This is a genomic window from Bradyrhizobium sp. S3.7.6 (genome assembly GCF_054061875.1).
Genome location: NZ_JBSSEQ010000001.1, coordinates 6,509,674 through 6,523,476, shown reverse-complemented (window position 1 = coordinate 6,523,476; position 13,803 = coordinate 6,509,674). Strand labels below are relative to the sequence as shown.

The following is a 13,803-nucleotide window of genomic DNA, read 5'->3' as shown; positions in this document are numbered from 1 at the left end:
CTTTTTGGCGAGCTATCGCGGACGGATCATCCGGACGATGCTGATAATTGCACAAAAGCTCGGGGTTACATCGGCTCGATGCCGATCTTCTTGATGACCGCAGCCCATTTCGTCGTTTCCGATGTCATGAAATCCTTCAGGCCTTGTGGGTCCATCACCATGGGCTCGGCGCCTTGCTCGACGAAGAGGGCGCGCACCTTCGGATCGTTCACGGCTTCCGCCATCGCCGCATAGAGCCTGTTGAGCACGGCCTTGCCTGTGCTCGCGGGCGCGAGCAGAGCAAGCCAAGCGGCGCTCTCGTAATTCTTGAGGCCCGCCTCCGCCGCGGTCGGCACATCCGGCAGCGCGGACATGCGCTTGTCGCTGGCCACCGCGAGCGGGCGTGCATCGCCGCTCTTGATCAGGCTGATGACGTTCGGCAAGAGCTGGAAGCCAAGCGGGACCTGGCCCGCGATGAAGTCCGGCGTGTAGGCGGCGATATTGCGATAGGGAACGTGCGTGATCTCGGTGCCCGTGAGCTGCTCGAAATAGGCGGCCGCCAGATGCTGCGACGAGCCGACGCCGACCGTTCCGTAGTTCAGCTCCCGCGGATGCGCCTTGGCATAGTCGATCAGCTCGTTCAGTGATTTCGGTGGCAGCCTCGAATTGATCACGATGACATTCGGCAGCGTCGCGAACAGGCCGATGGGGACGAGATCCTTCTGCGGATCGTAGGGCAGCTCCTTGTACAGCGATTTGTTCGCGGCCAGCGGACCGGAGGTGCTCATAAGCAGCGTGTAGCCGTCGGGTGCTGCATGCGCCGCAGCAGCGGTGCCGATATTGCCGCCGGCGCCGGGACGATTGTCAACCACGAAGGCCTGCCCTAGCGACATGGACATGCGGTTGAGCAGGATGCGGGTGATGACGTCGCTGGCGCTGCCGCCGGCGAAGGGCACAAGCACCTGGACCGGGCGGGTCGGATAGTCTTGCGCGTTTGCATGCCGCATTCCCGTTGCTGCGAGCAGGGCGCCACCACCGAGCGTGAGCAGCGACCTCCGGTCAGGACGAAATCCCTCGCTCTCCTGGTGAGCGCCATCTGTGATCTTGCTGCGACCGAACCGTGCCATCTCGGACTGAATCTCCCGACTGTGTCTTGTTCTGCGAGCCCAGGGAGCGTCCGGGACGGGAGTCGTCGGGGATGAGCGCCAGGTCGCGTTTTTCTGCGCCTGGACCGTAGTTAGCAGGCCGCTACGACCGTCATGCCTGCACGTCTCAAAACTTACCAACCCGTCTCATTTTGCAGTGGGCGCGACATCTTGTCCGAGCAGGAATTCTGCACTCAAGAGATCGCTTTCCGCCGCGTCTTGCTGCGCGCCTTGCGAGGCGATGAGGTCGTGCTGCCAATGAAAGGCTCCACAAACTCTCGCGCCACGGCGGCCGCTTGCGCAAGATCGTGGCTGATGACGTCGAGCACCGCCTTGGCCGCGACCGACACCGCTCGCCGCGGGTGATGCACCCAGGCAATCGAGCGCACGATCCGTTGCTGGTCGAAACGATGCGCCCGGATGGCGCCGCTCGCGAGCGATTGCCGGAGCGCGATGGTCGGCAGCACTGTGGCAAAGTCGGTGGTCGCGATCACGTCGCAGAGCGCGGGGAGGGTGTCGAGCTCGAGCCGCGGCCGCAGGTCGATGCCGATGGCGGCGGCGTGCTCATCCAGGATCAGCCGCAGGCCGTGGCGCTTGGACGGCAGCACGAGGTCGAAATTCGCGATGTGGTCGAACCGCAGCTTTGCCGGTGGCCTGACCGGGCTGTCCTTGCGGCAGGCGAACACCATCTCCTCGTCCATGATGTGATGCGCGGACAGCGGCGTCTTCCGGCGCGGCACGTTGATCAGCGCGAAATCGAGCTGACCGGTGTTGACCCAGTCCACGAGCGTCTCGGTATAGCCCTCGCAGGCGGACAGCGTGATCTCGGGATAACGACTGGCGACCGTCGCCGACGAACTGGCCATAGTGCTCTGCGCCACCGACGTGATGAGGCCGACCGAGACCCGCCCCGAAATGCGCCCGCCGAGCTGCGCCATCTCCTGCCGCGCATATTCGGCGTCACGCACGATCGGCGCGGTCAGCCGCACCAGCGCCTCGCCGGCGCTGGTCAGAGTCATGCCCTGGACGCTGCGGTCGAACAGTTTTTGGCCGAGTTCGGCCTCGAGCTTGGCGATCTGCATGCTCAGCGCCGGCTGCACGATGTTGAGCTGGCGCGCGGCGCGGGTGACGTTCTTTTCCTCGGCCAGGCAAAGGAAATATTGCATCTGCCTGAGTTCCACGGAGCTGTCCTTTGTTCGCTGTTGCTTGTGCGCGGCCATCATCACAGATGATGGATGATATAATCAATCATTATTTGTAGTGATGGGTGGGATTGCCTAGTCTCGTGGCGGACCGCGAGGCCTCGAGGGCCGCGCCGTCTGGGAGCGAAATCAGACATATGCAGGACGCCACACCCAAACGGATGATCATCGGCATTTCCGGCGCCTCCGGCGTCACCTATGGCGTTCGCCTGCTGCAGCTCCTGCGCAATGCCGGCGTCGAGACGCATCTGGTGATGTCGAAGACCGCTGAGCTGACCTTTGCCTACGAGACCGACCTGAAGATCGCGGAGGTGAGGGAGCTCGCCAATGTCTGCCATGCGATCGACGACATGGCCTCGGCGATCTCCAGCGGCTCGTTCCGCACCGCCGGCATGATCGTGGCGCCGTGCTCGATGCGCTCGATGTCCGAGATCGCCTCCGGCGTGACCACGACGCTTTTGACCCGCGCTGCCGACATCGTGCTCAAGGAGCGCCGGCGACTGGTGCTGATGGTGCGCGAGACGCCGCTGCACACCGGGCATCTCAGGACGATGACGGCCCTGTCGGAGATGGGCGCGATCATCGCCCCGCCCGTGCCGGCCTTCTACGCAAAACCCGAGAACCTCGACGACATGGTCGAGCACACCGTCGGCCGTGTGCTCGACCTGTTCGACATCGATATCGGCGTTGTGCGCCGCTGGGGCGAGGACGAGTCGCTCAAGCGCCGCTCGCCGCCGCTGCGCAAGATCGCGCCCTGACCTGAAGACCTGAGGAATGACCCGTATGCCAATGGAAAATGTTGCGAGGAGAGGCGCGAACGCGCCCGCCGATCTGCGCGCCTGGCTCGCGTTTCTCGCCGAGCGCGGCAAGCTCGCGATCGCCCGCGAGGGCATTGGGCTCGCTGACGAGCTCGCCGCCGTCGCCAAGCGGCTGGAGCGCGACAGCGCGGTGCTCTTCCCGCGCCCCGATGGGCATGAAATTCCCGTCGTCGCCAATCTCTTCGCCGGACGCGACTGGGTCGCCGATTCCATCGGCGTGACCGAGGACCAGTTGCTGCCACGGTTCCTGGCTGCTGCAAACCATCCACTGCCGACGCATGAGGTCGCGAGCGGACCGGTGCAGGACGTCGTCCACGAGGACGTCGATCTGCTGCGCCAACTCCCGGTGCCCAAGCACAATGAGCGCGACAGCGGCCCCTACATCACGGCCGGCCTGCTGATCGCGCGCAACCCGAAGACCGGTGTACAGAACGTCTCGATCCACCGCTGCCAGATCTCTGGCAAGAACCGCATCGGCGTGCTGCTGCTGCCGCGGCACACCTTCTCCTACTACCGCCTCGCGGAGGAGCTGGGCCAGGCGCTGGAGATCGCGATCGTGATCGGCGCGCATCCGGCCTTGATGTTGGCCTCCCAGGCGATCGCCGCGCTTGACGATGACGAGATGGCGATTGCGGGTGCGCTGCTCGGCGCGCCCGTCGACGTCGTGAAGTGTCGCACCAATTCAGTCCGCGTGCCCGCCCACGCGGAGATCGTCATCGAGGGACGCATTCTTCAGGGCGTGCGCGAACCGGAAGGTCCGTTCGGCGAATTCCCCCAATATTATGGTCCGCGCGCCAATCGCGAGGTGATCGAGGTCGATGCGATCACGCATCGTGCGAAACCGATCTTCCATACCATCGTGGGCGGCGGTTTTGAGCACCTGATCCTCGGCGGCGTGCCGCGCGAAGCGACGCTGCTCCAGCATCTGCGGCGCAGTTTTCCGGGCGTGATCGACGTCCGCCTCACGCGCGGCGGCACCTGCCGCTACCACCTCGCGATCAAGATCGACAAGGCGAACGACGGGGAGCCCAAGAACATCATGATGTGCGCCTTCGGCGCCCATTACGACATCAAGCAGGTGATCGTGGTGGACAAGGACGTCGACATCTCCTCGTCCGAGGAAATCGAATGGGCGGTGGCGACGCGCTTCCAGGCCGACCGCGACCTCATGGTCGTCGCCGGCGCGCTCGGCTCGAAGCTCGATCCGACCACCGACAACGGCATCAGCGCCAAGATGGGTCTCGATGCGACCGCGCCGGTCAACGCGCCCGAGCTCGCTTTCAAGCGCATTCGCGTCAAGGGCGAGGAGGAGGTCGATCTCGCCACTGCCTTGCAGGCCGACCCCGGCGCTGCGGTCGCGCGGTTTCTTTCGGAGACGCGCGCATGAGCGGATTACCGCTCGGAAGCAACTTGCGTCGGTTTGCGCCGTTGGAATATGAAGCGGGTGCTGCTTATAGTGCCGCGCCAATGAAGCAATCATTTTGCAGCGCAACGCTGCCGGGAGGAAGGAACTGATGTCGACGGCCCTGCGCATCGCTCATGGCGCTTTCGGCAGGGTCGCTCTGCTCGACATGGACCGTTCGCTGGTCCGCCACGCTCATCATCACTGCCACGTCCTGCTCAAGGTCGAGGGCTCCGACACGCAGTTTCTTGTGGGCGACCAGGTCACGCCGCTGACAGACACCGCCGCCGTGCTCGTCGACGGTTGGAAGCCGCATGCCTATGTGCACGACGCCAACCGTCCGCGCACGCTGATCATGGCGCTCTATATCGAGCCGGAATGGCTGAAGGAGTTCCGTCCCGGCTGGGCGGCCAGCGGTGCGCCGGGCTTTTTCGAGCGGCCGTCGGGCGAGGTGTCGCCGCGCATCCGTCAGCTCACGCTGCATCTGGCGGCCGAAATGATGGCGAATCCGGATGCGGTGCGGACCCACGAGCAGACGCTCTCGGATCTCATGATCGCGGTGATCGAGCGCTTCACGCCCTGGCGCAGCTTCCCGACCTCGATCCGCGGCATGAGCGCGGTGAGCTGCGACTGGCGGATCCGCCGCGCGATGGACGCGATGCGCGTGCATGATTCCTATGCCAACGTCGATCAGTTCGTGAAGGGCGCAGGCCTCTCGCGCGCGCAGTTCTTCCGCCTGTTCGAGACCTCGCTCGGCGTCTCGCCAAAGCTCTATCTCAACGTCGTCCGCATGGAGCGCGCGCTCGATGCTGTCATGCGCGAGGACACACCGCTCGGCGAGCTCAGCGAGCGTTTTGGCTTTCCGGAGCCTGCGCATTTCACGCGCTTCTTCCGCGATCACGCCGGCGTCAGCCCGCGCGAGTTTCGCAATGTCTCGCGTCTTGCGGGTTGAGTCTTGCGGGCCGATATTGCGCTGCACGCTCTCGAATGAGACGATTTGGTAAGTCGTGAGAGCGGGCGGTATGGCTCCCGCACCCCCAGTCCTGACAAACGTCATCGTCGCGTCAAAGAACGCGTCGGGAGGTATGCCGGGACATGTTGCAGGCGGTCAAATCCGCAAATCCGGGAAGTGGCGATGAGCCGTGGGTCGGGCGTTCGATCGAGCGCGTCGAAGACGCCGCGCTGCTCTCTGGCCGCGGCCGCTTCATCGACGATCTCGGTGTCCAGCCCGGCACGCTGCACGCGACGATCCTGCGCTCGCCGCATGCGCATGCCGATATTCTCTCCATCGATGTTGAAGCCGCCAAGCGTCTGCCGGGCGTTGCAGCCGTTCTGACCGGCAGCGACGTCAAGGCCGTCACCACGAGCCTCGTCGTCGGCGTGAAGGCGCCGGTGGAGTGTTGGCCGATCGCGATGGACCGCGTGCGCTATGTCGGCGAACCGGTCGCTTTGGTCGTCGCAACTGACCGTGCGCGCGCCGAGGATGCGGCCGAGCTGATCAACGTCGAGTATCGCCCGCGGGCTGCTGTCGTCGATCCGCTCGGGACGCTCGTATCAGGCGCGCCGGTACTGCACGAAGGCTTTCCCGGCAATCTCGCCAGTGACCGCCATTTCCGGTACGGCGATCCTGAAAAGGCCTTCGCGGACGCGCCGCATCGCTTCTCGATCGACATACGCTATCCCCGCAATTCCTGCACGCCGATCGAGACCTACGGGGTCGTCGCCTCGCACGATGCGGGCGAGGATGCCTATGAGGTGCTCGCCAATTTCCAGGGCCCGTTCAGCATCCACACCGTGATTGCGCGCGCGTTGAAAGTGCCGGGCAACCGGCTGCGGCTGCGTACGCCGCCGGATTCCGGCGGCAGCTTTGGTGTCAAGCAGGGCGTGTTTCCCTATATCGTGCTGATCGCCGCGGCCGCGCGTGTCACGGGCCGGCCCGTCAAGTGGATCGAGGACCGGCTCGAGCATCTGACCGCGTCGGTGTCGGCGACCAACCGCGCGACGACTTTGTCGGCGGCGGTCGCAGCCGACGGAAAGATCCTCGCGCTGGACTGGGACCAGGTCGAGGATTGCGGCGCGCATCTGCGCGCGCCTGAGCCTGCCACGCTCTACCGCATGCACGGCAATCTGACCGGCGCCTACGACATCCGTCACGTCAAGATCCGCAACCGCGTCGTCGTCACCAACAAGACGCCGACCGGTCTCAACCGGGGCTTTGGCGGCCCGCAGGTCTATTTCGCACTGGAGCGCCTGGTGCAGCGGATCGCGATCGGCCTTGGCCTCGATCCGCTCGATGTCATCAAGCGCAATCTGATCGACGCCGGCGCGTTTCCCTATCGCACAGCGACTGGTGCCTTGCTCGACTCCGGCAACTACCAGGAAGCCGTCGCGCTCGCAGTCGAGCAGGGCAGGCTCGCTGCGCTCAAGGCGAAGCGGGACGAGGCGCGAGCGCAGGGGCGGCTCTACGGGATCGGCTTCACCGCGGTGGTCGAGCCCAGCGTCTCCAACATGGGCTACATCACCACCGTGCTGACGGCGGCCGAGCGCCGCAAGGCAGGTCCCAAGAACGGCGCGCAGGCAACCGCAACCGTCGGGCTCGACCCGGTCGGCAGCGTCACGGTTCACGTCGCCTCCGTGCCGCAGGGGCAGGGCCATCGCACGGTGCTGTCTCAGGTGGTTGCCGACGTCTTCGGCCTCCAGCCGAAAGACATCCGGGTCAACACCGAGATAGACACCGCCAAGGATGCCTGGTCGATTGCGTCAGGGAATTACGCCAGCCGCTTCGCCGCAGCCGTGGCCGGTACCGCGAAGATCGCAGCCGAGCGCGTTGCTGGCAGGCTCGCCCGCATCGCCGCCAGCCAGCTGAACGTCGAAGCCGCCGACATCGTGTTTGCGAAAGGCTTCGTTGCCTCCAGGCACAATCCGGAGAACCGGATCGCGTTCTCGCGCGTCGCGGCGCTCAGCCATTGGTCGCCGGGCTCGCTGCCTGATGATGCCGGCCAGACCATCCGCGAGACCGTGTTCTGGACGCCGCCGGAGCTGACGCCGCCCGACGAGGACGACCGCATCAACTCTTCGCTCTGCCACGGCTTCATCTTCGATTTCTGCGGCGTCGAGATCGATCCGACGACGCTGGAGACGCGAATCGACCGCTACGTCACCATGCACGATTGCGGCACCATCCTGCATCCCGCCATGGTCAACGGCCAGATCCGCGGTGGCTTTACGCAAGCGCTCGGCGCCGCGCTCTACGAGGAATATGCCTACGCCGAGGACGGCAGCTTTCTGACGGGAACGCTCGCCGATTATCTGCTGCCGACCACGACAGAGGTGCCGGAGCCGCAGATCATCCACATGGAGACGCCGTCGCCGTTCACGCCGCTCGGCGCAAAAGGCGTCGGTGAGGGCAATTGCATGTCCACACCCGTCTGCCTCGCCAATGCAGTCGCGGACGCGCTCGGCATTGCCGATATCACCTTGCCGCTGGTGCCGGCGCGGCTTGCAGAGCTGGTGCGCGGTGCCGAACCGCCGCCTCCCGCTGGCGGCGCGACTGCCGCGCCTGTGCGCGAAGGCGACCGGCGGCTGCGCGGTGAGGGGCAGGCCTCGGTAAAGGGGGCGCCCGAGCAGGTCTGGGCGATGCTGCTCGATCCCGCAACGCTGCAATCGGTCATTCCCGGCTGCCAGCGCGTCGACAAGATCACCGACACGCATTTCCGCGCCGACGTCACGCTCGGTATTGGCCCGGTCAGCGGGCGTTATCGCGCCGACGTCGAGCTGTTCGATCTCGATCCGCCGCGCGCGGTCACCCTGCGCGGCGGTGCCACCGGCGCGCTCGGTTTCGGCAATGCCGAGGGGCGCATCACGCTCGCGCCCGACGGCAATGGCGGAACGAAGCTGACCTACAGCTACGACGCCGCGATCGGCGGCAAGGTGGCGAGCATCGGCGGTCGCCTGCTCGACGGCGCGACGCGCGTCATCATCGGCCAGTTCTTCACTGCGCTCGCCCGCAAGGCCGGCGGTGGTGGTGCGGAGGGCGGCTTCTCGCTCTTCGCGCTGCTGGCAAAGGTGGCGAGCCTGTTCGGGGGACGCCGATGAAACCGTCCGCATTCGACTATCTCCGTGCCGAAACCCTTGGCGATGTCCTCGAAGGACTCGCGCAGCAGGGTGGCGATGCGCGCGTGCTCGCTGGCGGGCAGTCGCTGATGGCGATGCTCAACATGCGCCTCGCCAAGCCAAAACTGCTGATCGACATCATGCGCATCAGGGAGCTGCGCGAGATCGAGCGGAAGGGCGATGCCGTCACTATCGGCGCCGGCGTGCGCCAGGCTGACCTCCTGGCATGGCCTGACCTCGCCGAGGCGCTGCCGCTGGTCGCGCTGGCGCTGCCATGGGTTGGGCACATGCAGACCCGCAGCCGCGGCACCATCTGCGGCTCGCTCGCGCACGCCGATCCCAGCGCCGAGATGCCGCTGACGCTGGTTGCGCTCGGCGGCGAGGTGTTGCTGCGCAGCGCCAAGCGGCGGCGGCGCGTTGCCGCCAAGGACTTCTTCGCCGGCATGATGCTGACCGCGCGCGCCGATGACGAACTGATCGAAGGAATCTCGCTGCCCGCCGTCAAGGGATCGCGCTTCGTCTTCCGCGAGGTCGCGCGACGCCATGGCGATTTCGCCATCGTCGCCTGCGCCGCGATGAAGACACCGACGGGCGTGCGCCTCACAGTCGGCGGCGTCGCCGACGTTCCGACCGCGCGCGACTGGCCGCGGCTGGAGGGCAGCGCGCTCGACGATGCCCTCAATGACTTTGCCTACGAGCTTGGCGCCCGCGACGACGTCCACGCCACCGCGCGCTACCGCCGCGACCTCGTGCGCATGATCGGTCGCGATCTGATCGGCGAGGTGCTGCAATGACCCGTCTCAAGGCAGATCAGCGCCATGCCGTCCGTTTCGCGCTCAACGGCAAGCCGGTCGAGGGCGAGGCCGAGCCGCGCATGCTGCTGTCCGATTTCCTGCGTCACCAGTTGGGCGCGACCGGCACCCATGTCGGCTGCGAGCACGGCGTCTGCGGTGCCTGCACTGTTGTCGTCGACGGCATGCTGACGCGGTCGTGCCTCACGCTCGCCGCGCAGGTCGATGGTTGCGAGCTCAAGACTGTCGAAGGCCTCGCGCCGTCGGCGGACCGGCTCGGCGTGCTGCAGCAGGCGTTCCGCCGCAACCACGCGCTCCAGTGCGGCTTCTGCACCGCCGGCATTTTGATGTCGCTCGACCACTATCTCGCCAGGAACCCGGCGCCGACCGAGGCCGAGATCCGCGACCTCCTTAGCGGACATATCTGCCGCTGCACCGGCTACACACCGATCATCCAGGCGGCGCTCGAAGCCGCCGCCGAACTCGCTTCATCCAAAAAAGAGACGTCCGATGCTTGATCTCGCCAGCAGCTTCATGGCCAGCGCCGCGCGCGATCCTCATGCGATTGCGCTTGTCGACGGCGATCTCCGCCTGACCTACCGCCAATGGTACGGCAAGATCTCTGCGCTCGTGGCGTCATTCGACCGCCTTGGCCTCAAGCCCGGCGATCACGTCGTCACGCTGCTGCAAAACCACTGGGAAGCGGCGACGCTGCACTGGGCCTGCCAGTTCGCAGGCCTCGTGATCACGCCGATCAACTGGCGCGCCAAGGCCGACGAGCTCGATTACTGCATCGAGAACGCCGAAGCCTGCGCGATCGTCTATCAGGATATCTCTGCCGAGGCGGTGCAGGGCTCGGGGTTGGCAGGCAAGCTGCTGCGTGTTTCCGTCGATCCCGGGACGGGGGAGGCCACCAGCTTTGCCGATCTGATCAAGGACAGCGCGCCGGACGCCGAGCCGCGTGTCGGCACCGATGCCTGGTCGATCATGCTCTACACGTCAGGCACAACCTCGCGGCCGAAGGGCGTGCCGCGGCGGCATCGCGCCGAACGCGCCGCGGCGATCGCCCATGTCGCGCAAAATCTCTACGGCCGCGGCGAGCGCACGCTCGGCGTCATGCCGCTCTACCACACCATGGGCGTCCGCTCGCTGCTGGCGATGTCGCTGATCGGCGGCACTTTCATCTGCCTGCCGCGCTATGACAGCCACCAGGCCCTGGCCCTGATCGAGAAGGAGGAGATCACCAACCTCTATCTGGTGCCGACGCTCTATCACGACCTCGTTCATCACGAGGCCTTTGCCAGGACCGACGTCTCCAGCGTCCGCAAGCTCGGCTTCGCCGGTGCCTCGATGACCGACGGCCTTCTCAAGAAGCTGAACGAGGCGTTCAAGCCAGAGTTGTTCGTCAATCACTACGGCAGCTCCGAGATCTACACCTTTACGATCGACCAGAACGCCGCCGCAAAGCCCGGCTCGGCCGGCAAGGCGGGGCTGAACCAGCACGTCAAGGTCGTGCGCATCGGAGCGAAGTCGGTCGCGGAGCTTGCCGCGGTCGGCGAGGAGGGCGAGATCATCGCGACGCTGGCCGGCGACGAGGCCTTCGAGGGCTACTGGCGCCGCCCTGAAGCCGACGCCAAGTCGCTGCGCGAGGGCTGGTATTTTACGGGCGATACCGGCTTCGTTGATCCCGACGGCGACCTGTTCGTCACCGGCCGCGTCGACGACATGATCATCACCGGCGGCGAGAACGTCTCGCCGGTCGAGATCGAGAGCTGCCTGTCGCTGCATCCGGCGGTCGACGAGGTCGCAGTGGTCGGCGTCGCCGACGAGAAATGGGGCAAGGTCGTAGCCGCCTTCGTCAAGCGCAATCGCCCTGTGTCGGACGTCGAGCTGGAGCAGTTCTGCCGGACCACGGGCCTTGCCAATTTCAAGCGGCCGCGCCGCTACGTCTTCGTCGACGCCATTCCCAAATCGCCGGTCGGCAAACTGCTGCGGCGACTGCTCGTCGCCGGTGAATACGAAGCCGAGCGCCTGCCGCCATCAGACGCCGCCTGATCATCACTCATCTACAATCAACAGAAGGAAACCAACATGCCGTCAGCCTACAATTTTACCGATCCTCGACTCGCAAAACTCGACGGGTTCAAGGTCGAGATCGATGAGGCGCATGAGCGGGCCGATATCATCCTGGGCCGGCCGCCCTACAACGTCGTGGCGATGCCGCAGCGTGACCAGCTGCGCCTGACCTTCGAGACGCTGGACGAGGATCCGCGCGTCCGCGTGATCGTGGTGCGCGGCGAGGGCGAGCATTTCTCCAGCGGCGGCAATATCGGCGGCTTCATGGAGGCGAGCCCCGAGCACGTCTCCAAGCTCGCCTGGAACATCGCCGCGCCGGCGCGCTGCGCCAAGCCCGTGATCGTTGCCAACCGCGGTTATTGCTTCGGCGTCGGCTTCGAGCTGTCACTCGCCTGCGACTTCCGCATTGCCTCGGAGACCACGCAGTACGCGCTGCCGGAGCAGAAGCTCGGCCAGATCCCGGGCTCGGGCGGCTCGGCTCGCTTGCAGAAGATGGTCGGCATCACCCGCACCAAGGACATCGTGATGCGCTCCAAGCGTATCTCGGCCAAGCAGGCGTTCGACTGGGGCATCTCCACGGAGTGTGTGCCGGATGCCGAGCTGGAGAAGGCGACCGACAAGCTGGTCGACGAGCTCCGCACTTTCTCGCCGCTGGCACAGCGCACCGCCAAGAAGCTGCTCAACGACACCGAGGATTCGACGCTCGCGATCGCCATCGAGCTCGAAGGCCATTGCTACAGCCGCCTGCGGCAGTCGGAAGACTTCAAGGAAGGCGTCGAAGCCTTTAACGCCAAGCGTCCGCCGAAGTTCACCGGGCGCTGATGCGCGACAAAACTGCCGCGGGTCGCAATGACGCGAACCGCGGCTCTATCAAAACGGGGGAGGTAAAACAGCATGGCTGAGATGGATATGCCGGCCGCGGGCGCACAGGCGTCGGCGGATAACAAGCAGATGGTCAATGCGATCATCGCATCGGTGCTCGGATGGGCGCTGGATCTGTTCGATTTGTTCATTTTGCTCTACGTGGCGCCGGTCGTCGGCGCGCTGTTCTTTCCGTCGAGCAACCCAGCGCTGTCGCTGGCTGCGGTCTACGGCTCTTTCGCCGTGACGCTCCTGATGCGGCCGCTGGGCTCGGCGGTGTTCGGGCATTATGCCGACGTGCACGGCCGCAAGCAGGCCATGCTGATCGCCATCATCGGCGTCGGCATCAGCACGGCGGCGTTCGGCCTGCTGCCGACCATCGCCCAGGTCGGCGTGATCGCGCCGATCCTCTTCCTGATCCTGCGTCTGGTGCAGGGCATCTTCGTCGGCGGCGTCGTGGCCTCCACCCACACCATCGGCACCGAGTCGGTGCCGGCGCAATGGCGCGGCGCGATGTCGGGTCTGGTCGGCGGCGGTGGCGCCGGCATCGGTGCGCTGCTCGCGTCCTTCATCTTCCTGATCACGTCCTCGATCTTCCCCGGCGATGCCTTCGCGGTATGGGGCTGGCGCTTCATGTTCTTCTCGGGGTTGCTGAGCTCGCTGCTCGGCTGGTTCATCTTCCGCAACCTCGAGGAGTCGCCTTACTTCAAGGAGCTCAAGCGCCAGCAGGGTAAGAAGCAGGCGAAGGTCTCGAAGGCGCCGGTCAGGGACGTGTTCTCCGGCGAATATCGCGGCGTGCTGCTGGTCAACCTTCTCATCACCTTCGGTGGCGGCGCCGGCTACTACCTGACCTCGGGCTACCTGCCGAGCTTCCTGAAAGTCATCAATGCGGTCCCGAACCAGACCTCGTCGTTGATCCTGATGGGTGCGAGCGTGTCGGCGTTCTTCTCCGCGGTGCTGGTCGGCGCGCTGAGCGATCGTATCGGCCGCAAGAAGACGTTCCTCATCATCGGTGTCTTGGCCGCGGTGCTGCTGCCGCTGTGCTATCTCAATCTCGCGGCGACCAAGGACACGACGCAAATCACGCTCTATGCGCTCGCCATCGCTTTCATCGGCAATGCCGGCTATGCGCCGGTGCTGATCTTCCTCAACGAGCGTTTTCCGACCGCGTTGCGCGCGAGCGGAACGGGCCTGTCCTGGAACATCGGCTTCGCGCTGGGCGGCATGATGCCGACCTTCGTCTCGCTGGTGAGCGGCAGCCCTGCGGAGATCCCGATGTCGCTGGCTTATTTCGCGGTCGGCGTGTTCGTGATCTACCTGATCGGGGCGGTCGTGATCCCCGAGACCAAGGGTAACTTCCGCTGAGCCAAATCGGCGCGGCCGCATTCGTGGCCGCGCCGATCCATCGAATTGCGC

At 65.6% G+C, this 13,803-nt stretch carries 11 protein-coding genes; 9 read left to right on the top strand and 2 right to left on the bottom strand.

Features of this window, described 5'->3' with window-relative positions:
- Window positions 1-65: 65 nt before the first annotated feature.
- Entirely contained in the window at window positions 66-1,106 is a 1,041-nt protein-coding gene (locus ACVJ5M_RS32090) for a Bug family tripartite tricarboxylate transporter substrate binding protein (RefSeq protein ID WP_063984201.1), read from the bottom strand.
- A 212-nt stretch (window positions 1,107-1,318) separates the two neighbouring features.
- Window positions 1,319-2,290, bottom strand: coding sequence for a LysR family transcriptional regulator (locus ACVJ5M_RS32085; protein WP_063986499.1), 972 nt, complete (start codon window positions 2,288-2,290; stop codon window positions 1,319-1,321).
- A 173-nt stretch (window positions 2,291-2,463) separates the two neighbouring features.
- Between ACVJ5M_RS32085 and ACVJ5M_RS32080 the strand changes: the two genes are divergently transcribed.
- The 9 genes from ACVJ5M_RS32080 (at window position 2,464) to ACVJ5M_RS32040 (ending at window position 13,752) form a co-directional block, all read left to right on the top strand.
- The gene (locus tag ACVJ5M_RS32080; RefSeq protein WP_283018596.1) at window positions 2,464-3,084 is read left to right on the top strand and encodes a UbiX family flavin prenyltransferase; all 621 of its coding nucleotides are present in this window, start codon (window positions 2,464-2,466) and stop codon (window positions 3,082-3,084) included.
- A 25-nt stretch (window positions 3,085-3,109) separates the two neighbouring features.
- Window positions 3,110-4,531 (top strand): UbiD family decarboxylase, encoded by a 1,422-nt coding sequence (locus ACVJ5M_RS32075; RefSeq protein ID WP_063984199.1) that lies wholly within the window; start codon window positions 3,110-3,112, stop codon window positions 4,529-4,531.
- A 127-nt stretch (window positions 4,532-4,658) separates the two neighbouring features.
- Window positions 4,659-5,498 carry a helix-turn-helix transcriptional regulator gene (locus ACVJ5M_RS32070; protein ID WP_014496257.1) on the top strand — a complete coding sequence of 280 codons (840 nt, stop codon included), beginning with the start codon at window positions 4,659-4,661 and terminating at the stop codon, window positions 5,496-5,498.
- A 143-nt stretch (window positions 5,499-5,641) separates the two neighbouring features.
- Window positions 5,642-8,641: a xanthine dehydrogenase family protein molybdopterin-binding subunit gene (locus ACVJ5M_RS32065; RefSeq protein WP_063984198.1), complete on the top strand. Its 3,000-nt coding sequence runs from the start codon at window positions 5,642-5,644 to the stop codon at window positions 8,639-8,641.
- The gene (locus ACVJ5M_RS32060) at window positions 8,638-9,453 is read left to right on the top strand and encodes an FAD binding domain-containing protein (RefSeq protein WP_063984197.1); all 816 of its coding nucleotides are present in this window, start codon (window positions 8,638-8,640) and stop codon (window positions 9,451-9,453) included. Before ACVJ5M_RS32065 ends, ACVJ5M_RS32060 begins: the two co-directional genes overlap by 4 nt.
- The gene (locus tag ACVJ5M_RS32055) at window positions 9,450-9,968 is read left to right on the top strand and encodes a (2Fe-2S)-binding protein (protein ID WP_063984196.1); all 519 of its coding nucleotides are present in this window, start codon (window positions 9,450-9,452) and stop codon (window positions 9,966-9,968) included. Before ACVJ5M_RS32060 ends, ACVJ5M_RS32055 begins: the two co-directional genes overlap by 4 nt.
- Window positions 9,961-11,505: an AMP-binding protein gene (locus ACVJ5M_RS32050; RefSeq protein ID WP_063984195.1), complete on the top strand. Its 1,545-nt coding sequence runs from the start codon at window positions 9,961-9,963 to the stop codon at window positions 11,503-11,505. The genes ACVJ5M_RS32055 and ACVJ5M_RS32050 overlap by 8 nt, the downstream gene beginning before the upstream one ends.
- 36 nt (window positions 11,506-11,541) lie before the next feature.
- Window positions 11,542-12,348: an enoyl-CoA hydratase/isomerase family protein gene (locus ACVJ5M_RS32045; protein ID WP_063984194.1), complete on the top strand. Its 807-nt coding sequence runs from the start codon at window positions 11,542-11,544 to the stop codon at window positions 12,346-12,348.
- Window positions 12,349-12,420: 72 nt separating this feature from the next.
- Window positions 12,421-13,752 carry an MFS transporter gene (locus tag ACVJ5M_RS32040; protein WP_063984193.1) on the top strand — a complete coding sequence of 444 codons (1,332 nt, stop codon included), beginning with the start codon at window positions 12,421-12,423 and terminating at the stop codon, window positions 13,750-13,752.
- Window positions 13,753-13,803 lie beyond the last annotated feature (51 nt).